Annotated in this window: 24 protein-coding genes; 14 read left to right on the top strand and 10 right to left on the bottom strand. The window is 46.8% G+C overall.

Annotated features, from left to right (window positions below):
• Window positions 1-151: 151 nt before the first annotated feature.
• From QUD86_RS06435 to QUD86_RS06455, 5 genes are all read left to right on the top strand, one after another.
• Entirely contained in the window at window positions 152-2,749 is a 2,598-nt protein-coding gene (locus tag QUD86_RS06435) for an Rne/Rng family ribonuclease (protein ID WP_286296045.1), read from the top strand.
• Window positions 2,750-2,832: 83 nt separating this feature from the next.
• Window positions 2,833-3,945, top strand: coding sequence for a GTP 3',8-cyclase MoaA (gene moaA / locus QUD86_RS06440; protein WP_286296048.1), 1,113 nt, complete (start codon window positions 2,833-2,835; stop codon window positions 3,943-3,945).
• 2 nt (window positions 3,946-3,947) lie between these two features.
• Complete coding sequence (gene mobA / locus QUD86_RS06445; RefSeq protein WP_286296050.1) at window positions 3,948-4,550, top strand: molybdenum cofactor guanylyltransferase MobA; 603 nt, start codon at window positions 3,948-3,950, stop codon at window positions 4,548-4,550.
• Window positions 4,547-5,884: a molybdopterin molybdotransferase MoeA gene (gene moeA / locus QUD86_RS06450; RefSeq protein ID WP_286296053.1), complete on the top strand. Its 1,338-nt coding sequence runs from the start codon at window positions 4,547-4,549 to the stop codon at window positions 5,882-5,884. Before mobA ends, moeA begins: the two co-directional genes overlap by 4 nt.
• A gap of 12 nt (window positions 5,885-5,896) precedes the next feature.
• On the top strand, window positions 5,897-6,190 hold the full coding sequence (locus QUD86_RS06455; RefSeq protein ID WP_100378939.1) for a hypothetical protein: 294 nt from the start codon (window positions 5,897-5,899) through the stop codon (window positions 6,188-6,190).
• Here QUD86_RS06455 and QUD86_RS06460 read toward each other — a convergent pair.
• Window positions 6,187-7,200 (bottom strand): 2-hydroxyacid dehydrogenase, encoded by a 1,014-nt coding sequence (locus tag QUD86_RS06460; protein ID WP_286296056.1) that lies wholly within the window; start codon window positions 7,198-7,200, stop codon window positions 6,187-6,189. The genes QUD86_RS06455 and QUD86_RS06460 overlap by 4 nt on opposite strands.
• Before the next feature lie 119 nt (window positions 7,201-7,319).
• Here QUD86_RS06460 and fdxA point away from each other — a divergent pair, with 119 nt between their 5' ends.
• From fdxA to QUD86_RS06480, 4 genes are read left to right on the top strand one after another with little or no spacing between them, the layout of a single operon-like run.
• Window positions 7,320-7,643, top strand: coding sequence for a ferredoxin FdxA (gene fdxA, locus QUD86_RS06465; protein WP_286296057.1), 324 nt, complete (start codon window positions 7,320-7,322; stop codon window positions 7,641-7,643).
• 1 nt (window position 7,644) lies between these two features.
• A complete protein-coding gene (locus tag QUD86_RS06470) occupies window positions 7,645-8,688 on the top strand; it encodes an NAD(P)/FAD-dependent oxidoreductase (RefSeq protein WP_286296060.1) in 1,044 nt (347 codons plus the stop codon).
• Between the two features lie 38 nt (window positions 8,689-8,726).
• The gene (locus QUD86_RS06475; protein ID WP_286296063.1) at window positions 8,727-9,521 is read left to right on the top strand and encodes a thymidylate synthase; all 795 of its coding nucleotides are present in this window, start codon (window positions 8,727-8,729) and stop codon (window positions 9,519-9,521) included.
• A gap of 11 nt (window positions 9,522-9,532) precedes the next feature.
• Window positions 9,533-10,021 (top strand): dihydrofolate reductase, encoded by a 489-nt coding sequence (locus QUD86_RS06480; RefSeq protein ID WP_286296065.1) that lies wholly within the window; start codon window positions 9,533-9,535, stop codon window positions 10,019-10,021.
• Window positions 10,022-10,039: 18 nt separating this feature from the next.
• On the opposite strand, the gene QUD86_RS06485 is transcribed toward QUD86_RS06480, so the two are convergent.
• Window positions 10,040-11,128 carry a TRAP transporter substrate-binding protein gene (locus QUD86_RS06485; RefSeq protein WP_286296067.1) on the bottom strand — a complete coding sequence of 363 codons (1,089 nt, stop codon included), beginning with the start codon at window positions 11,126-11,128 and terminating at the stop codon, window positions 10,040-10,042.
• Window positions 11,129-11,176: 48 nt separating this feature from the next.
• A complete protein-coding gene (pmbA, locus tag QUD86_RS06490) occupies window positions 11,177-12,523 on the bottom strand; it encodes a metalloprotease PmbA (RefSeq protein ID WP_286296068.1) in 1,347 nt (448 codons plus the stop codon).
• 26 nt (window positions 12,524-12,549) lie between these two features.
• Between pmbA and mog the strand changes: the two genes are divergently transcribed.
• Window positions 12,550-13,173 (top strand): molybdopterin adenylyltransferase, encoded by a 624-nt coding sequence (mog, locus tag QUD86_RS06495; RefSeq protein WP_502928859.1) that lies wholly within the window; start codon window positions 12,550-12,552, stop codon window positions 13,171-13,173.
• 51 nt (window positions 13,174-13,224) lie between these two features.
• Here the strand turns inward: mog and orn are convergent, their stop codons facing one another.
• Entirely contained in the window at window positions 13,225-13,812 is a 588-nt protein-coding gene (orn, locus tag QUD86_RS06500) for an oligoribonuclease (protein ID WP_286296069.1), read from the bottom strand.
• Between the two features lie 15 nt (window positions 13,813-13,827).
• Between orn and QUD86_RS06505 the strand changes: the two genes are divergently transcribed.
• Complete coding sequence (locus tag QUD86_RS06505; RefSeq protein ID WP_286296070.1) at window positions 13,828-15,078, top strand: M48 family metallopeptidase; 1,251 nt, start codon at window positions 13,828-13,830, stop codon at window positions 15,076-15,078.
• Between the two features lie 15 nt (window positions 15,079-15,093).
• Window positions 15,094-16,107: a ribosome small subunit-dependent GTPase A gene (gene rsgA, locus QUD86_RS06510; protein WP_286296071.1), complete on the top strand. Its 1,014-nt coding sequence runs from the start codon at window positions 15,094-15,096 to the stop codon at window positions 16,105-16,107.
• Here rsgA and QUD86_RS06515 read toward each other — a convergent pair.
• The 6 genes from QUD86_RS06515 to rpsP all read right to left on the bottom strand — a co-directional run bounded on the left by QUD86_RS06515 (window position 16,052) and on the right by rpsP (window position 19,997).
• Window positions 16,052-17,011: a CobD/CbiB family protein gene (locus QUD86_RS06515; protein ID WP_286296073.1), complete on the bottom strand. Its 960-nt coding sequence runs from the start codon at window positions 17,009-17,011 to the stop codon at window positions 16,052-16,054. The two genes, rsgA and QUD86_RS06515, sit on opposite strands and share 56 nt — an antisense overlap.
• Window positions 17,008-17,745 carry a CoA pyrophosphatase gene (locus QUD86_RS06520; protein ID WP_286296075.1) on the bottom strand — a complete coding sequence of 246 codons (738 nt, stop codon included), beginning with the start codon at window positions 17,743-17,745 and terminating at the stop codon, window positions 17,008-17,010. Before QUD86_RS06520 ends, QUD86_RS06515 begins: the two co-directional genes overlap by 4 nt.
• Before the next feature lie 64 nt (window positions 17,746-17,809).
• Window positions 17,810-18,205, bottom strand: a complete 396-nt coding sequence (rplS, locus tag QUD86_RS06525) for a 50S ribosomal protein L19 (RefSeq protein ID WP_286296077.1) — start codon at window positions 18,203-18,205, stop codon at window positions 17,810-17,812.
• A gap of 125 nt (window positions 18,206-18,330) precedes the next feature.
• On the bottom strand, window positions 18,331-19,077 hold the full coding sequence (gene trmD, locus QUD86_RS06530; RefSeq protein ID WP_286296078.1) for a tRNA (guanosine(37)-N1)-methyltransferase TrmD: 747 nt from the start codon (window positions 19,075-19,077) through the stop codon (window positions 18,331-18,333).
• 17 nt (window positions 19,078-19,094) lie between these two features.
• A complete protein-coding gene (gene rimM, locus QUD86_RS06535; protein WP_286296080.1) occupies window positions 19,095-19,658 on the bottom strand; it encodes a ribosome maturation factor RimM in 564 nt (187 codons plus the stop codon).
• Window positions 19,659-19,751: 93 nt separating this feature from the next.
• Complete coding sequence (gene rpsP, locus QUD86_RS06540; RefSeq protein WP_100378955.1) at window positions 19,752-19,997, bottom strand: 30S ribosomal protein S16; 246 nt, start codon at window positions 19,995-19,997, stop codon at window positions 19,752-19,754.
• A 303-nt stretch (window positions 19,998-20,300) separates the two neighbouring features.
• On the opposite strand from rpsP, the gene QUD86_RS06545 reads away from it, so the two are divergent.
• Together QUD86_RS06545 and QUD86_RS06550 are read left to right on the top strand one after the other, a co-directional pair.
• Window positions 20,301-20,774 carry an META domain-containing protein gene (locus QUD86_RS06545; RefSeq protein WP_286296085.1) on the top strand — a complete coding sequence of 158 codons (474 nt, stop codon included), beginning with the start codon at window positions 20,301-20,303 and terminating at the stop codon, window positions 20,772-20,774.
• 39 nt (window positions 20,775-20,813) lie between these two features.
• The gene (locus QUD86_RS06550; RefSeq protein ID WP_286296087.1) at window positions 20,814-21,260 is read left to right on the top strand and encodes a hypothetical protein; all 447 of its coding nucleotides are present in this window, start codon (window positions 20,814-20,816) and stop codon (window positions 21,258-21,260) included.
• Window positions 21,261-21,262: the final 2 nt, after the last annotated feature.

A 21,262-nucleotide genomic window follows, 5' to 3' on the forward strand; every position in this document is an offset into this window, starting at 1 on the left:
GGTAAATAACAGTTTGTTCGGTGTACTAGACAAAGTATGTCTAGGTTTGTTTGATCCACACTCAAAAACCGCTACTGGACCCAGTCCAAAGCGGCATCTAAATTGTCCCTAACGCAGCGCGCAACGATGCACTCCCCATCAGGAGAGTGTTATGAAACGCATGTTATTTAATGCAACTCAACAAGAAGAGTTGCGAGTTGCCATCGTCGATGGTCAAAAACTCATCGATATCGATATCGAAGCTGCCGGTCGTGAACAACGCAAAGGCAATATTTACAAAGGTGTTATTACTCGCATTGAGCCCTCGCTCGAAGCTTGCTTTGTCAATTACGGCGAAGAGCGTCATGGCTTTTTGCCATTCAAAGAAGTTGCCCGCACCTACTTTAAAGAAGGTGTTGATGTTCGTAATGCGTCTATTAAAGAAGCCTTACGCGAAGGTCAGGAAATCATTGTTCAGGTAGAAAAAGAAGAGCGCGGCCAAAAAGGCGCTGCCCTCACCTCTTTTGTCTCCCTAGCAGGTCGTTATTTGGTGTTGATGCCAAACAATCCTCGTGGTGGTGGCGTATCTCGCCGCATTGAGGGCGAAGACCGTCAAGAGTTGCGCGAAGCAATGTCCCAGTTAGAAGTATCTGAGGGAATGAGCATCATTGCTCGTACAGCCGGTATTGGTCGTGATGCCACTGAACTGCAGTGGGACTTAAGTTATCTCATGCAGTTATGGGGTGCTATTGATGAGGCAGCCAAAGGAAATTCAGCGCCATTATTGATTTATCTCGAATCTAGCTTAGTGATTCGTGCAATCCGCGATTATTTCCAACCCGATATCGGTGAGATCCTCATCGACACCGATGATATCTATGAGCAAGCCGCTGCATTTATGTCGGTAGTGATGCCGGATAACTTGCCAAGAGTAAAGCGTTATCAGGATGATGTTCCATTGTTCTCACGTTTTCAAATTGAGCATCAAATTGAAACTGCGTATTCACGTACGGTCCCATTACCATCTGGTGGCGCAATCGTTATTGACCATACTGAAGCCCTAGTTTCGGTGGACGTCAACTCTGCGCGCGCTACCCGCGGTTCCGATATTGAAGAAACTGCTACGCGCACTAACTTAGAAGCCGCTGATGAAATCGCCCGTCAAGCCCGTTTACGTGACTTGGGTGGCTTAATCGTCATTGACTTCATCGACATGGAATCGAGCAAAGCACAGAAAGATGTTGAGAATCGCCTCCGCGACGCTCTCCGTCATGACCGTGCACGTGTTCAGATGGGTAAGATCTCTAAGTTCGGCCTGATGGAAATGTCCCGTCAGCGTTTACGTCCCGCCCTTTCTGAAGGTAGCCACGTAACGTGCCCACGCTGTAATGGCACTGGTCATATTCGTGATACAGAATCTTCCGCATTGCAAGTGCTTCGCATCATTCAAGAAGAGGCAATGAAAGAAAATACTGCCGCTATTCATACACAAGTACCAGTTGAAGTAGCTGCGTTCTTATTAAACGAAAAGCGCGCAGAGGTAATCAAGATTGAGTCACGCTTCAAAGTGAACGTCTTAATGATTCCTAATAAGCACTTAGAGACGCCACATTACAAGTTAGAGCGCCTACGTCATGATGATCCCCGTCTTGACGATCAAAAGGCTAGCTATGTCATGGCCGAAGAAGCTGCACGCGAACTTGAAACTGATACCGCTGTGAGTCGTAAAGATGCGGAAGTTAAAGCTCGCCCTGAAGCTGCTGTCAAAGGAATTACTCCTAATCAGCCAGCTCCAATGAGCCAGCCACGCACTGCTCGCACAGAAAAGACCGCTACTGAGAGTACCGGTGGTTTATTTGGCTTTATTAAGAAACTGTTTTCATCATCACCAGCGCCTGAAGTGAAGCCTGCCGCTAGCGCACCACGCGGTCGCAATCCAAATAACCGCAATGGTAATAACAACGGTAATAGCAATCGTAATCGTGGCCGTCGCGGAGAACGCAATGATCGCAGTGAGCGTCCAGCAGACGGCGAAGCAGCCACTGCAGTAGCCAGCACCGAGGGTACGGCTGCTCCACGCGAAGGCAGGGGTCGTCAAGACGGGCGCAACCGTAACAGCAATCGCAACCAAAATAATCCTAAACCAGAAAATCAAGCCGCCGTAACACCGGCAACAGAAGCAACAGTGAGTTCTGATGCTGCCACAGGCGCAGATGGCGAAGAACGTCGTGGTCGTGGTCGCAACCGTCGCGGTCGTGGTCGGGGTCAACGTGGTGAGCGTACAGAAGGTGGTGCCGAGACAACTAGTGCGGCAGTTGCTAAAAGTCCTTTCTCAGGTCCGCCTGTAGGAATGGGTGGCGCATCTTCTTCTATGCCAATTCAAAACATTGCTCAAAGCTTTAGCAACGCTATTATTGCGCCAACTGAAGTCAAGCAGCGTACACCAAGAGAGCCGTGCGCTCCACGCCAAAGCAATCGCCCCGCAAACACTGCGGCGCCTGTATTGGCTGTGGCAGCTCCAGCACTTGAAGTGATCGCAAAGCCTATGCCTGAACTTCCAAAGGTTGCCTATCAGGTACTTGAAGAGAAGCCATTGCAAAGCGTTATTGAGTCTGCTGGTATGGTTTGGGTTGCAACTGACACCGCCAAGCAAGCTTCAACTCAAATTGAACCGGAAACCATCAAGCTCGGCAGAGCACCTAAGCCAGCAGTCAGCTTATCTGCTGCGCCAATGGTCATGGTTGAGACTGGCCCAGAAAACAAGGGTTAATCCCATTTCTCCAAACTGTCATGCATCCCAAAAAGATATCTGACAGTTTGGCAGAAACCCCATTTCAAAGCCATAATTGAGTCATGGTTGAAAAAGTAATCCCTATTCGATTAGATGAAGGCAAAGGTTTGACGCCATCCATTCTAGGACAGCTCCAAACTCCCAACGCCTTCACAAAAGACACTCGTGGACGTCAGTTACGCGACTTACGCATCTCTGTAACGGACCGGTGTAACTTTCGTTGCACTTATTGCATGCCTAAAGAGATATTCGATAAAGACTATCCTTACCTTTCCCATAACGAGCTTCTCAGCTTTGAAGAGATTACTAAATTAAGCTCGATCTTTGCGACGCTTGGCGTTGAAAAAATTCGCCTTACTGGTGGCGAGCCTTTACTACGCAAAAATCTCGAAGTACTGATAGAGATGCTTGCCAAGATTCGTACAGTGGATGATCTGCCCTTGGATTTAACACTCACTACCAACGGTAGTATTTTGCGCAAGAAAGCCGTTGCGCTGAAGGCCGCTGGACTGCATCGCTTGACCATTAGTCTTGATGGCTTAAATGATGACATCTTCAAAAAAATGAACGATGTGGACTTTCCGGTAACCGATGTATTGGATGGTATTGCGGCAGCCCAAGAAGCCGGCTTTACGAACATCAAAGTCAACATGGTGGTGAAGAAGGGAACAAATGACCAGGAAATTATCGCCATGGCGAAGCACTTTAAGGGAAGCGGCATTACGCTTCGCTTTATAGAGTTCATGGATGTGGGTAGCTCCAATGGCTGGGATATGGCGCAGGTTCTTCCCTCAAAAGAAGTAGTGGCAAGAATTAATGCAGTCTTTCCAATTGAACCCATTCAAGCCAACTACCATGGTGAGGTGGCACAGCGCTGGCGCTACTTAGATGGTTCTGGTGAAATTGGCCTGATCTCAAGTGTCACGCAGACGTTTTGTCACGAATGCACGCGCGCTCGGATCTCTACTGATGGTCAACTCTATCTTTGCTTGTTCGCTAATGCGGGTTTTGACTTCAAGACTCTTTTGCGCTCAGGTAAAAGTGATTTAGAAATCGCAAATGCTGTCATGACTACCTGGACAGGACGCAAGGATCACTATTCAGAAATTCGGGGATCTCATACTGCTGAACTTTCTGGCACGCGAAAAGTCGAAATGTCTTACATTGGCGGCTAACGATGTCTAGTCAAAAAATCACTGGCTTGATTTTGGCAGGTGGCCGCGCCCAAAGAATGGGGGGTATCGATAAGGGCCTAATCCCCTTTCATGACAAACCATTAATTGAATCTGCCATTGAGCGGCTGAAGCCGCAGGTAGACACCATTCTCATTAATGCCAATCGCAACATCACCAAATATGCTCACTATGGTTACCCCGTCATCATGGATGAAACTCCAGATTTCTCGGGCCCGTTGGCAGGTTTCTCTATCGGACTGAAGCACTGTGCAACACCATACCTATTAACCTCTCCTTGCGACTCCCCGCTATTGCCACTAGATCTCGCACAAAGAATGCTCACAAAACTGGAGGCTGAGAATCTAGATTTGGTTTATGCCTCATCAGAAGAGGCTAATGGTAAGGTATGGGCGCAGCCTGTATTTTGCTTAATGCGTAATACCCTTCAGCACTTACTAAATAATTTTTTGAGTAAAGGTGATCTCAAAATTGACCATTGGTTTAAAGAGGTCCGCAGCGGAACCGTTGTATTTAATGCGCCTCACGCTTTTGCTAACGTCAACACCCCCCAAGAGCTTGACGCATTAGAAAAGATATCCCCATGAGCAACGCAAGCCCTGCATCACCCAATAATGCCATTTTGTTGACTGACTCATTGCACGTCGATGAGGCCCGTAAAGCAATTGCTGAGTTGGTAACCGAGCTACTTCAAGAGTCCTTAGTAGGTTCCGATTTAGCGGCAACCCAATCTGTTCTTTTAGATCAGGCAATGAATCGCATTCTGGCAGTAGATTTACTCTCGCCAATAGATGTCCCTGCAGCTGATAACTCCGCCATGGATGGCTTTGCATTTAATGGTGATTGCCTAGACGCTGATAGCCAGGACATCACACTCAAAGTGGTCGGTACGGCTTATGCTGGCAAACCCTTTATTGGGAGTATCGGCCAAGGTGAGTGTATAAAAATCATGACAGGCGGCCTCATGCCCCAAGGTTGCGATACTGTCATTCCACAAGAGCTCACTGCTACTACCAATATTGCGAGCGATGTGCTCCTCACTTTTAAGCAAAATCAAGTCAGGTACGGAGAAAATCGACGCTTGCGTGGTGAGGATTTGCAAAGTGGTAAGCCTGCAATTGTGGCGGGTCGCTTATTACGGCCATCTGATATCGGGCTAGCAGCATCTTTAGGGATTAGCAGCCTCATGGTGCATCGCAAGCTTAGGGTCGCCATCCTATCCTCCGGTGATGAGTTACGTCCGCTAGGGCAACCCCTAGATGTCGGCAGTATTTATGACAGCAACCGCTATAGTCTGACCGGCCTGCTCAATAGATTAAACATCGAGATTATCGATTGCGGCATTGTGCGCGATGACCCAAACGCCCTGAAGACTGCTTTTTCTGAGGCAGCCACAAAGGCGGATGTACTAATTTCATCGGGTGGTGTTTCCGTAGGAGAGGCCGACTACACCAAGCAAATCATGCAAGAGTTAGGCGATGTTGGATTTTGGAAGATTGCCATGCGTCCAGGTCGACCCATGGCTTTTGGCACACTAAGGCCGGTTGGTGCAAAACCTAACGACCGAAAGATTCTCTTCTTTGGCCTGCCTGGTAATCCCGTCGCAGTCATGGTGACTTTCTATCAGTTTGTCCGCTCCGCTCTATTGCAACTCAATGGCGCAAGCCAGACTGAGCCCCCACTAATGCAGGCGATGGCTCAGGCGCCAATTCGGAAAAGGCCAGGTCGTACAGAATTTCAGCGAGGCATTTTAGAGCGTGGTTTGGATGGCAAACCCACTGTCAGACTGACCGGCAGTCAAGGTGCAGGCATTTTGCGCTCGATGAGTGAGGCGAATTGCTTCGTGATTCTGCATCACGATCAGGGCAATGTAGCCAGCGGAGACTGGGTAGATGTAGCGCTTTTTGACGGACTGCTTTAAGATTGCCCCATTATGAAACTTACTAAAAAAGAACTTGTCTACGTAGACCCAATGCATACTGCCAAAACATTGGTGTTGGTCTATCTCTGCTTCTCAGCACCCATAGTGATACTTGCTCTTTTTGTAGCCTTCATTCGTGATGGTTCAATTCCTGGATTTACCGTGCTATCCGCTTTAATTTTGAACGCTGTCCTTGGCTTTGCTTTGCTGTGGATTGCCTGCAAAGTATATAACTGGGTTGCGGGGAAATTCGGTGGTATTGAATTGGCTATCCGCGAACTCCCAGAAGAAATTGAATCAGACTAAGCTTTAGAAAATACTTCAGTATTAATTAAGCTGGGTGGTTTTTTCCCATCTAGCGCTGCTCGTAAGTTTTCGATTGCAAGATCAACCATTGCTCTGCGTGTTTTTTCTGTAGCGCTGGCAATATGCGGGGCTAAAACAATATTGCTGCACTTGAGTAACTCTGGATGCACTTTAGGCTCACCTTCAAATACATCAAGGCCAGCGGCAAATATTTTTCTAGCTTGCAGCGCCTGTGCCAGAGCCGAATCATCCACAATACCGCCACGGGCAATATTCACCAAGGTTGCAGTAGGCTTCATTAGCGCAATTTCTGCAGCGCCAATAGTATGGTGATTCTGTGCGGTATAAGGCAACACCAACACAACATGATCCGCATTCTGTAACAACGATTCTTTTGAAACGTAGCTTGCGCCGCAGGCTTCTTCATCCTCTGCGGATAGCTGACTACGGTTGTGATAAATCACTTTCATACCAAAACCGAGTGCACGCTTTGCAATACCCTGCCCAATACGGCCCATACCAATGATGCCCACAGTACTATTGTGCAAATCCATCCCCAGTGGATTATTCACAATGGACCATTGGTCCCATTTCCCCGCTCTGACCCAATGCTCAGACTCCGTAATTCGCCTTGCCGTAGCCATCAATAAAGCGAAACCGAAATCTGCGGTTGTATCCGTAAGAACATCGGGGGTATTCGTTGCCAATACCCCGGCAGCAGTCATAGCAGGAACATCAAAGTTGTTGTACCCAACTGAAATATTAGCGACCACCTTGAGGTCCTTGGCCATTGTTAGAGCTGCAGTATCAATACGCTCGCTTCCTGTAACTAAGGCTCCTTGAACATCAGAAAGGGCTTTTTGCAAGGCTTCAGCACTCATAACCCGGTCGGATTGGTTGGAATGTACCTCGTAAAGCTCCTCCAATTTCACCAGCGCTTCCGGAAAAATCGCCCTTGCGACCAAAATCTTCGGCTTATGGGTGAGGCTAGCGTTGGTTTGTGTGCTCATAGCGAGACTTTACCTCAAGTAAATTGACCCCTTTGCCTGAAAAATAGGCTGATTCAGCTAAAATTGGGTTTTACAACCTGGTAGTCCATTGATTTTGGGCGCCTCCTATCCGAGCCATCATGACTTACGTTGTTACTGAAGCCTGCATCCGTTGCAAATATACCGATTGCGTAGACGTCTGCCCTGTAGATTGTTTTCGCGAAGGTCCCAATTTTTTAGTCATCGATCCAGATGAGTGTATTGATTGTGCAGTATGCGTACCAGAGTGCCCCGTCAATGCAATTTATGCAGAAGATGATGTGCCCGGTGACCAGCAATCTTTCATTAAGCTCAACGCCGATTTATCGGCATCATGGACATCCATTACCAAATCTAAGCCTGGGTTACCGGATGCGGACGAGTGGAAAGATGTCAAAAATAAACTTGATCAATTGGTGAAATAAATTGCACTCCCCCATTGAAACCGATGCAGTCATCATTGGTGCCGGTCCAGTGGGGCTCTTCCAAGTTTTTGAACTCGGATTGCTAGAAATAAAAACCCACGTCATCGACTCCCTACCCCAGGTGGGCGGTCAATGCATGGAGCTCTATCCAGATAAACCCATTTACGATATTCCCGCTGTGCCAGTGTGTACCGGTCGCGAGCTCACCAATAATCTCTTAAAACAAATAGAGCCATTCAAACCACAGTTTCATTTAAATCAAGAGGTCTCCACTCTTGAACAACAAACAGATGGCCGATTTAAGATCGTTACATCTCAAGATCAACAGTTTCTGAGTAAAACCGTTTTTGTTGCAGCTGGTGTCGGCGCGTTTCAGCCGCGCACCCTCAATCTTGATGGTATTGAATTTTTTGTAGATAAGCAGGTTTTTTATAAAGTACAAGATCCTGATCTGTTTTCCGGAAAGAAAATAGTGGTTTGTGGTGGCGGCGATTCAGCCTTGGATTGGGCGCTATATTTTGTAGGTAAGGCTAAGAGTATTACCTTAATTCATCGTCGCGATGAGTTCAAAGCAGCCCCCCAATCGGTTGCTAAGATGCGTGAACTTTGTGCTGAGCAACGCATTCAATTAGAGATTGGCCAAATTACGGGCATTAAGTCAGAAGATGGCTTGTTAACTGAAATTTCCGTGACGGGTATCGATGGTGAAGTTTGCGCAATTGAGCTTGATTCTCTTTTGCTTTTTTATGGTCTATCCCCAAAGCTAGGTCCTATCGCCCAATGGGGACTAGATATTGATCGAAAACAAATTGCAGTAGATACGGCGACTTTTCAGACTAGCACTGCTGGTATCTATGCCGTAGGTGACATCAATACTTATCCCGGGAAAAAGAAATTGATTCTCTCAGGCTTTCATGAGGCAGCCTTAGCTGCTTTTGCAGCTGCAGCCTACTTGGCCCCCGAAAAACTGATCCAGTTGCAGTACACCACTACCTCGCCAAAGCTCCACAAAGCCCTTGGGGTGAGCTCTCCAACTTTCGGGTAAGCTCTAACTATTACCACCTGATTTAGCAAAAGAACCTTATGCATCAATATCACGATCTCATGCAGGAAGTCCTTTCCAAGGGCGTCCAAAAAGCAGACAGAACCGGCACAGGCACTATCTCCGTCTTTGGTCACCAGATGCGCTTTAATTTGGCCGAGGGCTTTCCGATGGTCACCACCAAAAAACTGCATCTCAAATCCATCATTCTTGAATTAATCTGGTTTCTCAAAGGGAGTACGGATAATAACTGGCTCAAAGAGCGTGGTGTCTCTATTTGGAATGAATGGGCTGCTCCTGATGGGGATCTGGGTCCTATATATGGCTATCAATGGCGTTCTTGGCCTGCGCCTGACGGCAAACACATTGACCAAATTGCAGAAGTTGTAGAGACACTCAAAAAAAATCCGGATTCTCGTCGCATTATTGTGTCCGCCTGGAATGTAGCTGATATTCCCCGCATGGCCCTTGCTCCCTGCCATGCATTTTTTCAATTTTATGTTGCCGATGGCAAGCTATCTTGCCAACTCTATCAACGGAGTGCCGATATCTTTTTAGGCGTGCCATTCAACATTGCAAGCTATGCTTTGCTAACCCACATGATGGCTCAACAGTGCAATCTTGAAGTTGGTGATTTTGTATGGACCGGGGGCGATTGCCATCTTTACAGCAACCACCTAGAGCAGGTAGATTTGCAGTTATCAAGGGATTTTTTTTCACTACCCAAGCTCAAAATATTACGAAAACCGGATTCCATTTTTGATTACGAGTTCGAGGATTTTGAAATCGTCGGATATGAATGTCACCCAGCAATCAAAGCACCTGTAGCCATCTAAGAAAAAATACTATGACTCAACCAGCCATCTCTATGATTGTCGCTCGCTCCCGCAACCACGTCATTGGTCGAGATAATCAAATGCCTTGGAAAATTTCCGCAGACCTACAGTTCTTTAAAAAAGTAACTATGGGTCACCCAGTTATTATGGGTCGCAAAACCTGGGAGTCGATTGGCCGCCCTCTTCCGGGTCGTCGCAATATCGTTGTTAGTCGCAATCTAGACTTGCAGCTGACGGGTGCTGAGGTAGTCCATTCATTAGATGGGGCACTTAATAGCCTGAGTGAATTTTCGCGTGTATTTGTAATTGGCGGCGAACAGCTATTTACTCAAGCATTCCCAAGAGCGGATCGCCTTTACATTACTGAAATTGACATTGATGTAGATGGTGGCGATACTTTCTTTGCAATACCAAATGCATCTGACTGGACGGAGGTCGAGCGCACCCCTGCCTCGGAGGGAGAAATGACCTTTAGTTTTATTACGCTTGATCGGAAATAAAGAACAGTTAAAGGCTCTTTAAAGCTTTTTGGTAAAGCTGTACTGGGCAAAAGCTTGTTCGGCTACGTTGAACCACTGAGCCTCCATGTTTCTGAACACACGATAGTCGTCGAATATTTTCTTAAATTGAGGGTTTTTAATCGACTCTTCTGCATAGGTTTCCTGAGAAGCTTTAAAGCACGCATCCAAGATGGTGTTATTAAATTTCCGTAACACCGCACCACTTTGAATGAGGCGCTGCAAAGCTGGAGGATTGAGGGCATCATACTTGGCACACATATCCGTGTGCGCCTGAAAGCAGGCGGCCTCCCAAGCCGCCTGATATGAAGGCGGTAAGGCATCCCACTGCTTCTTATTCACTAGAAATGATAGGCCGGCAGCACCCTCCCAAAAGGCGGGGTAATAGTAATTCTTTGCAACCTTGGCCAAGCCCAATTTCTCATCATCATACGGACCGACAAATTCAGCGGCATCGATCGTGCCTTTTTCTAGGGCTGAATAAATTTCTCCAGCAGGCAGCTGCTGTGGAACCACTCCCAATTTGGCAAGTACTTGACCTGCAAAACCTGCAATACGAAATTTAAGCCCCTTTAAATCCTCAAGAGATTTAATTTCTTTCCGAAACCAACCACCCATCTGAGTACCCGTTTGACCACCCAAAAAATTGACGATGTTGTAGCTCGCATATAGTTCGCGCATTAACTTCATGCCATTACCATGCAGCATCCAAGCAGACTGTTGCCGTGCAGTCATTCCAAAGGGTGCAGCCGTATCAAAGATGAAGGCGCTATTTTTTCCAATGTAGTAGTAGCTCGCCGTATGGCCACATTCAACAGTGCCATTTTGTACGGCATCTAATACTTGCAATGCTGGTACCACTTCGCCAGCTGCAAATATCTTGACGTTAAATTTTCCATCGGTAGCCTTTCTCAGTGCCGCAGCAAATACCTCTGGCGTACCAAATAAGGTGTCCAAGGATTTAGGGAAGCTAGAAACTAAACGCCAATTGAGGGTTGGCAGGCCTTGTGCAATACCTGGTGCAGAGAATGTCGCCGCAGCTGCGCCCGCACCTAAAGTGGCTTTCTTTAAAAAGGAACGTCTTTGCATCTTCTAACCCCTAGTAAATACTGTATTTATTTTTTTAATCCCGATAACTTATTTTCCGCCGATCGTCATCGAGCCAATCAAAATAGAGCCGGTTTCTTTCGTGCCTCTGATTAGCGTATCGCTACCAATAGCCTGAATATCGAGCAGCATGTCTCGCAAGTTACCAGCAATAGTGACCTCTTCCACAGGAAACTGTATCTCGCCGTTCTCAACCCAATAACCAAAGGCGCCTCGAGAGTAGTCGCCAGTAACATAGTTGACCCCTTGACCCATCAGCTCCGTTACCAACAAACCAGTACCCATCTCTTTTAATAGCGCCGGTAAGCCACCCTTCGGGGTCTTGCGGCTTTGCAAGGTAAGGTGATGAGAGCCGCCGGCATTTCCTGTAGTTTCCATGCCCAACTTTCGAGCAGAGTACGTAGATAAGAAATAGCCCTGCAAAATACCTTTATCCACTACCGTTCGAGCGGAGGTCTTGACGCCCTCTTCATCAAATGGTGAGCTTCCTGTCATAGCCTTGAGATGCGGGTTCTCATGAAGGCTAATATGCTTTGGCAGTACTTGCTTACCTAAGCTATCGAGCAAGAAGCTGGAGCGACGATATAAGGCTCCGCCTGAAACAGCCTGCACAAGGCCGCCCAATAAACCTGCCGCTAGTGGCGCTTCAAAAATAACCGGGCAGCGACGGGTAGATAAGGATCTAGCATGCAGACGCGAAAGGGCACGTTTAGCAGCATAAATACCAATCGAAGCAGGATCTGCGAGCTCCTCAGGAATGCGGGAGCTGGAGTACCAATCATCCCTTTGCATACGTGATTTTTTAGCAGCCTCATTAGCAATAGGGGCGCAAGAAATGTAGTGCCGAGAGAACGGATATCCACCCATGAACCCATTACTGGTTCCCATCATGAAATGCGCATGGTGAGCAGACACTGAGGCGCCATCACTGTTTTTAATTTGCTTGCTGACTGCAAAAGCAGCGCCTTCAGAAACGCGAGCAATCTCAATGGCCGTAGCTGAATCAAGATCCCATGGATGAAATAAATCCAAGTCTAACGGATGCTTTTCCAATAATGATTTTTCAGCAGGACCAGCGCAAACATCTTCTGCCGTATGTTGGGCTATATGGTATGCAGCCTCGACTGTTGCTCGTAAAGAAGCTTGAGAAAAATCACTTGTGCTTGCATTACCGCGGCGATGCCCTAAAAAGACGGTCACACCGACCTGCTTATCCAAGCTCTGTTCAATGGTTTCAACCTCCCCCTTACGAACGGTGACCGAGAGACCCTGCCCCTCAGAAATCTCTGCTACTGCATCCGAGGCACCCCTTCTTTTGGCCTCTTTGAGCATGTAATCGATAATTTCTTGGAACTGATTTGATGAGTATGTAAACATGCCCTAATAATAGCTAGAATAGAAGCATGATGCCAAATGAAACTTGGATAAGATCCGCCCCCAATGAAATTCGAATCGGCTTAATATCAGCCTCTGATAGAGCAAGTAAAGGCGTTTATACGGACGAAGGTATTCCCGCCCTGCAGGCTTGGCTCATGAGTGCGCTTAACACCCCCTGCGTATTTCACGAAAGATTGGTGGCAGATGAGCGTGAAGTCATTACGGAAACGATTATCGAGCTCACGGACGAGCTAGGATGCGATTTAATCCTCACCACAGGCGGCACAGGCCCCTCATTGAGAGATGTAACCCCTGATGCCACTATTGACGCGGGAACCCGGGAAATGCCCGGATTTGGCGAGCAAATGCGTCAAATTAGCCTTCGCTTTGTACCCACCGCCATTTTGTCGCGCCAGACTGCTGTCCTACGTGAAATTGAAGGTCACACTGCGCTCATTATTAATTTGCCCGGCCAACCAAAATCTATTAAAGAAACCTTAGAGGGCCTCAAAGATCCCGAGGGGAAATCGATCGTTCCCGGCATTTTCGCTGCAGTACCCTACTGCATTGATTTGATTGGCGGTCCTTACATCGAAACAAATGAGGCCATCATCAAGGCCTTTAGGCCTAAAAGCGCTATCAAAAAATAATTATGGGATTAAAAAAGGGTTCGCCTCTGAACCCTTTTCCTTGAAAGTCGTTTACTCAGGCAGCGGCACAATCCATTTTTCGCGGTAATACTTCAATTCCTCAATCGATTCCTGAATATCTGCCAAGGCTGTATGGGCCTGGTTTTTAGCAAACCCCTTCACTAACTCAGGGTGCCAACGCTTACAGAGCTCCTTTAAGGTCGAGACATCAATATTTCGATAATGAAAGAATGACTCTAATTTAGGCATATATTTCGCCATGAAGCGCCTATCTTGGCCAATCGTATTGCCGCACATGGGAATGACGCCCGGCTTAACGTATTTTTTTAAGAAAGCAATGCACTCTGCCTCAGCAGTCGCCTCGTCCAAGGTCGAAGCCTTTACCTTATCAATCAGACCCGAACGCCCATGGGTGCCTTTATTCCAAGCATCCATTTGCTCTAACAGGGCATCATCTTGATGAACCACCCAAACAGGGGCGGTGGCAATCGTATTTAGCTGGGCATCAGTCACTATCATTGCAATTTCTAGAATGCGCTCTTTTTCAGGGTTAAGACCTGACATCTCCATATCTACCCAAATGAGGTATTCACTGGCTGGTGCTGGCTTTATTGCTGGGGTACTGTTTTTTTCACTCATACTTATAATGATCTCATGACATTCACAATTATTTTTTTAATCGCCCTCATCGCTAGCTTCGGTCTACGCCACTGGTTATCTCAACGTCAAATTCGACACGTCGCAGTGCATCGCCATTCGGTCCCCACAGAATTTGCCGCCCAAATTACTTTAGCGGAGCATCAAAAGGCTGCCGACTACACAATTGCTAAACTTCGATTGGGTATTTTAGAAAATGGAGTTAGTGCCGTTATCTTGATTGCCTTTACGCTCATGGGCGGTCTGCAGATCCTAAATATGGGACTACTAGAATTACTGGGTGAAGGCATCGCTCAGCAAATTGCTTTACTAATATCCATTGTTATTATTTCCGGAATCATTGATCTACCTTTTTCTTGGTACAAACAATTTTACCTAGAAGAACGCTTCGGATTTAATCGCATGAACACACGCCTATTTTTCAGTGATATGTTTAAAGGTCTTGGCGTGGGTGGGGCAATTGGCGTCCCATTACTTTGGGTCATTCTCAGCCTGATGGCGCAGGCAGGTGACTTTTGGTGGCTCTGGGCGTGGGGAGTGTTAACTGTATTTAGCCTACTGATGCAGTGGATTTTTCCAACGCTGATTGCCCCAATTTTTAATAAATTCCAGCCTTTAGAAGAAGGTGCCTTAAAAACCCAGATTGAGGCCTTATTAAAACGTTGCGACTTTGCAAGCCAGGGTCTTTTCGTTATGGATGGTAGCAAACGTAGTGCGCACGGCAATGCATTTTTTGCTGGCATGGGCAAAGCGAAACGAATTGTATTTTTTGATACCTTAATTGAAAAACTGAACCCCGGCGAAGTCGAAGCAGTGCTCGCTCATGAACTGGGTCATTACAAGTGCAATCACATTCGTAAACGTTTGATGGTTTCATTCATCCTGAGTTTTGCTATTTTTGCGCTATTGGGCTGGATAAGCACACAAGCTTGGTTCTATAGCGGCCTAGGTGTCACTCCTAATCCCAACGGATATAACGGTGGACTGGCGCTAGCCCTCTTCATGTTGGTCTCACCTGTTTTTAGTTTTTTCTTCACTCCACTGTCTAGTTTGGCATCCCGCAAACATGAGTATGAAGCTGATGGATTTGCGGCTGATAAGTCCTCTGCAAGTGATTTGATCTCTGCCCTTGTAAAACTCTATCAGGACAATGCCTCGACACTGACACCCGACCCTATTTATACGGCTTTTTATAGCTCGCACCCCCCCGCTCCGCTACGTATTGCCAACCTCAAGCGATTAAGCTAAGGACCACCAGAATTAATGGAACAGTTTCATGCGCTCTTAACCGCCTCTTATGGGAGGCACTACTTAGCACAGCGCTTAGTACAAGATGGGCATGGTAACGAATCCCCTGCCGGGGAACTCATCCAAGTAAGTACTCCGGCTAAGCAACATATTGGCGCAGTTGGCGATCGAATGCTATTGGAGATGACCTCCCTAGATCAGGCGCGCATCATCCATATTGAGCCAAGAGAGAACCTACTCTATCGATCAGATGCCTTCAAAAGTAAGCTCATTGCATCCAATGTAGACCAAATATTAGTTGTACTGGCGACGCAACCGGCATTCTCACCCGATCTTTTAGGTAGAGCTGTGGTTGCTGCGGAAACTAATCAAATTGGTTTACACATTCTGCTCAATAAATCTGATCTCAAAGATAACCTAGAACATGCCCGGAAGATTATTGCGCCTTATGCACGTATGGGGTATCCAGTCACTGAGGTATCAGCCAAGTTTGATGCAGCATCTATTGAGGCTTTACGTCCTGCGATACAAGGCAAGATATCGGTTTTTGTTGGTCAGTCCGGCATGGGTAAGTCTAGCCTTCTCAATGCCTGGGTACCTAATGCTGCCGCCATCACTCAAGAGTATTCCGTGCGCTTGGATACCGGTAAACATACGACAACCGCCTGTCGTTATTTTGAACTGCCTGAAGAGTGGGGACGAGATGCCAGCGGAAAATTAGGAGCCTTAATAGATTCCCCCGGTTTTCAAGAGTTTGGTTTGGCGCATATGTCCGTGAGTGAGTTGGAGCACGCCTTTAGAGAATTTAAAGACTATATGGGCAAATGTCGCTTTCATAATTGCGCTCACCAAACCGAACCAGAATGCGCTATTCGTGCCGCAGTCGATAAAAATGAAATAGCGCCTGAAAGACTGGCGCTATTTGGACAACTTCGTTCTGATTCAAAAACAGCTGATACACAAATTCAGGGAATCAGCCAAGCCAAAGAGCGGTGGTCAGCATTAGCAATAAAGCCATCCAAACGATAACCAGACGCCACACTAAGCCAATCGCGGAGCGCATCGTACGCTCATTCGGCTCTAGCCCTACCTCATAAAAAACAGGCTCTCCAGCCTCAGCCATACGCAATGCTTCATCGCTATCGGGCTCACTCATCGGCTCACCTAAACGTACGCCTAAGGCACCGCTACCTGCAGCCAAAATAACCGCTGATAATGAGTCAGACCATTTTTGGGTAAGGTGTCTCCATGCATACACTGCGCCCTCAAAATTACCCACAATTGCGAAACCCATAGCAGTAATCCGTGATGGAATCCAATCCAAGACAAAGAAGAAATGTCGAGCCGACTCACTCAAATTAAAATCACCTTTTTCTGACCAGCGCTGAGCCGCAGTATCAGCTAGACGATAAAGCACTACTCCTGCTGGACCCATTGGCATCATGAACCAAAAGAGAACACCGAATACATGGCGGTGAGAACCGATGATGGCACGCTCTAAGGCCAAAGAAATCACTTCAGCCTCCGTGAGATTGGAAGCATCTAATTCAGGTCCGTACCACTCCGAGAGTACAAGGCGTGCCGCCGGTAAATCGTGATTTGTAATCGCCTCATGAACGGCCGTGAAAGAGTGGCTAAATTGGCGAAAACCAAAGAATAGATACGCAATCAATACGTTCCATAAGAAGCCTAAGATAGGATAGGTCACCATGAAGGCGACGTAAAGGGCAAACACAAAAAAAGTCGGCAGAATGAAGGCTACCAAACAGGCCATCCGAGCACCCACAGGAGAGGCCCCTTGTTCGGTCTTGCCGCCAAACTCACTGGCAACCCAATCTAACCAGCGAGTTGAGATGCGCACGATCCAATGATTGGCGGTAACTGGGCGGTATTGCTCAGCGATAAGGGCAAAGAGAATAGAGAAGAAAGTCATGCTTTTAGTAGGTGATAAAGGTTTCGTAACATTCCAGCAGTGGCACCCCAGATAAAACGATTTTCATAGGGCATAGAGTAAAACTGACGACCGCCCAAATCACTCTCCCAGACCCGCACCTGATGATTTGCAGGGTCCATTAAAAAATGTAGGGGTACTTCAAAAACATCTGCCACTTCAAAGGCATCCAATACGTATTCTGCCTGAGGTTTCACTAAACCCACAACTGGAGTGACGCTATATCCAGAAACTGTTAAATACTGAGGTAAATGACCAATAATCTCCACATGCTCTCGAAGCAGGCCAATTTCCTCTTCACTCTCGCGCAGGGCCGTATCGTAAGCATCAGTATCCCCAGGATCCATACGTCCGCCCGGAAAGCTAATTTGACCCGCATGATCCTGCAGATGATCCGTTCTTTGCGTAAGTAAGACGGAAAGGCCATCATTCTTTAAGAGCAAAGGAATGAGCACTGATGCCCGAGTCTCCTTGCCAATGGTTTGGCGCTTGGAAATAATTCCAGCAGCAATCACATGCCGATTTTCATCAGTGATCTCCGGAATCCATTGTGGAGGTGCGTTAAAGCGCTCCTTGATTGCAACAGCACTCTGAGAATCTAACATCACCTTTGGTTGGCTGTCACAAACCCGATAGATAGGAACTGCTTTCGCATCAAAACCAGCTGGAGCGGCGATATTGGTAGCCAGCTCTAGGGGATTATCGATTTTAGACATGGATTATTTTAAGGTAATAAAAAAGGCAGCCTAAGCCGCCTTTTTTATGACACTAAAGCAATTGTTATGCCGCTGCTGGAGCGACAACTTTTACCTTACGTGCAGGCAACTTCTCTTTAATACGCGCAGACTTACCTGAACGATCACGCAAGTAGTACAGCTTTGCACGACGAACATCACCGCGACGCTTAACTTCAATACTAGCGATCAATGGTGAGTAAGTTTGGAATGTACGCTCTACACCTTCGCCAGATGAAATCTTACGAACGATGAAGCTAGAGTTCAATCCGCGATTGCGTTTAGCAATCACAACGCCTTCAAAGGCCTGAGTACGCTTGCGTGTACCTTCAACAACGTTCACACCAACGATGACAGTATCACCGGGAGCAAATGGAGGAAGTACTCGGTTAGCAGTTAGACGAGCAATTTCTTCTTGCTCAATTTTTTCGATCAAATTCATTATTAATCCTTAAACATCTTGTCAGCGTTTAATCCCGAGACTTTCATCAACGGACCAGACAGAGGATGCAGTTAAAACATTTCACTAAATCAGAACATCAACATTTAATTCGACTTTGCAATTACTCACAAAGTGCAAAGAAATTGCTCATCTTCACGACTTAGCAACCCATTAGCTCTGGCCGATTTAATTAAATCAGGCCTTAGCCTTAACGTCAGCTCTAAAGACTTCTGCCGACGCCAATCTGCTATTTTAGCGTGATGTCCGCCTAAAAGCACGTCCGGCACCAATAAATTTTCATATATTTCGGGTCGAGTGTAGTGCGGGTAGTCCAAAAGGCCATTAATGAAGCTGTCCTGGACTGCTGACTCGCCATCCCCAAGCACTCCAGGAATAAGCCGAATCACCGCATCCATCATGGTCATTGCTGGCAATTCACCGCCAGAAACTACAAAATCACCCATAGAAAGCTGTAAATCCACATTGCGCTCAATGAAACGCTGATCAACCGCTTCATAGCGACCACAAATAAAAGTTAAATTACCCCTACTCAAAATATCAGAGGCTATTTTTTGAGAAAAGATCTCACCTTGTGGTGCCAACAAGCAGATTGGCCCGGAAATGATGCCCTGAGCATCATGCTCAGCTTTAATCCCATAAATTGTGTCTTCTAGGGGTTTTGCCATCATCACCATGCCTGGGCCACCGCCATAAGCGCGATCGTCGACAGTCTTACGAGGATCAGAGCAGAAGTCGCGGGGATTCCAGAGGTTCACGCTGGCAAGACCACGCTCGCACGCGCGACCAGTAACACCCCACTGCGTTAAAGCAGTAAACATCTCTGGGAATAAAGTAACGGCATCAAAACGCATAGTGGAAATTGAGGCTCCTACCAGTCGGACTGCCAATCTAATGTGATGAGCTTATTCGGTAAATCTACGCTCTGCATCACTTCCTTCACAAACGGAACAAGCTGCTTCACTGTTTTTGTTTGCGCATCTCCGATGGAGATGATGCCATGGGCACCATTATCAGTAATGTCAATCACCTCACCCAGCTCTTCACCTTGAAGGTTGATTGTTTTGCAGCCAATAAGATCAACCCAGTAATAACTATCGCTCTCTATTTTTGGGAAGACATCGCGCCCAACCAAAATGCGGGCACCTTTTAAGGCTTCAGCCTCATTGCGATCAGTCACGCCATCCAGGGTCACCAATACCGTACCGCTATGCATCTTGGCTTGCTTCACCTTGTACAACGTTAACGACGCTTGCTCCAGAGACGCAGCTACGCCCTCTTGCCTACGAGGGATGAGGGAGAGCCAAATTGCTTTACTGGATAAAAGCGCTACTGGATCTGAAGAATGAGGGCGAACCTTAATCTGACCCTGCAAGCCTTGGGCGTCTTGAACTGCGCCAATCTCAATCAACTCGCCTAGGGAGGGTGTACTCATGATGACTCCACCTCAGCTCCCCAAACGTTACTGCCAGTCGATTCTGCAACCAAATACCCTCTCCTAATGAAAAGGTCTTTGGATATAAAGTCTTTAGACTGCAGGATTATTTTTGATCAAACGCACCACTGTTGGAGAGATCTGCGCACCAACACCAGTCCAGTAGGTCAAACGGTCTTGAGCAATGCGCATTGACTGCTCATTTGCTGCTGCCTGTGGATTGAAGTAGCCGAGTCGCTCGATAAAGTTCGAGTCGCGACGATTACGTTTATCGGTAGCTACGATGCTATAGAAAGGACGATTCTTTGAACCGCCGCGTGCCAGTCGAATGACGACCATACTTATTCCTTAAAATCTAAAATGAAAACAGGTTCATTACAAACCCAATGAAAGTACTACGAAATCTAGATGTCCAACTGCACATGCCAATTAACAAAATAATCGCACGGTATAGCGCAAAAGCTCATATTCTAGACGAAAACCCTTGTTGTATCCACCTATTTAAGAACTGATTCATTACAGAGCATCATATTCATGAATTACTTTTTTCATTAAATAATCATTAAAAACAATAGCTTACAAAAAATGTTAGTCAAAATAATATGTTTTACACCCTCTAGTAATAGCTTAAATAGACTGCTTATGGCATTGACTTGCGCTGGATTGAGCCTGCTAACGGCCTGCGCAAATGTCATCCCTGCCTGCACGGCCAAAACGAGCCCCCCAAGCAGCGAGCTGCGTAATACGAAGTGGGAGCTAGTCCGCTGGAATTTAACGCCCAATGCCCAGGGTGAAGTACGCACCCGACAAATCCCTCAGGGTGATAACAGCAACCCGATTCAGATCCAATTTGATACCAACGGTGAGCGCCTTAGTGGTTCAACTGGCTGCAATCGCTTTACAGCCCGCATTAACGAGGATGCCCGCGGCTTCACACTAGATCAAATTGCCAGTACAAAAATAGCCTGCACCCCTCAACGCATGGAACTCGAGAATGATTTTTTATACGAGTTAAATGATTACCGCTCAATCGTTCGCAATGGCGATCAGTTGCTGATGATTGGTGCTGATCGTGAAGTACTCAGTTTTATACAAAAAAATAATCAGGCTAAGTAAATTACTGCATCATATCGCTACAGAAATTAGAAATCTCCAATGAAAAAATACAAACTCCTTTTTTGCTCCCTCGGATTATTCTTTCCGGGTACTGGTTTAAATTGTCTTTATCTCCAAGGCCTCAGATCATTCTGGGGTTGGGCGCAAATGCTCTCACTTATTGGCGGCATCGCTGGTTGGCAGATACTGAAAGAATCGCATCTTCATTCTGCCCCAGGCTGGGTCTTAATTACCTTTGGCTTTATTGCTATTGAAGCTAGCTGGCTCACTACTATCGTATTTGGCTTGCGTCCTGATGAAAAGTGGGATGCGCAGTTCAACCCAGGTCTTGAACCGCAAAAAGCAACTCGGTCTGGTTGGCTGGTAGTGCTCACAGTGATTTTTTCACTAGTATTAGGCGTTGGCGTAATGATGACCTTTTTAGCGATTGCATTTGAGCAATTCTTCATCTCCCAATTACAAGAGGCGAGAAAATTATCGCAGTGAGT

The organism is Polynucleobacter sp. TUM22923, from assembly GCF_030295705.1.
Taxonomy (GTDB): domain Bacteria; phylum Pseudomonadota; class Gammaproteobacteria; order Burkholderiales; family Burkholderiaceae; genus Polynucleobacter.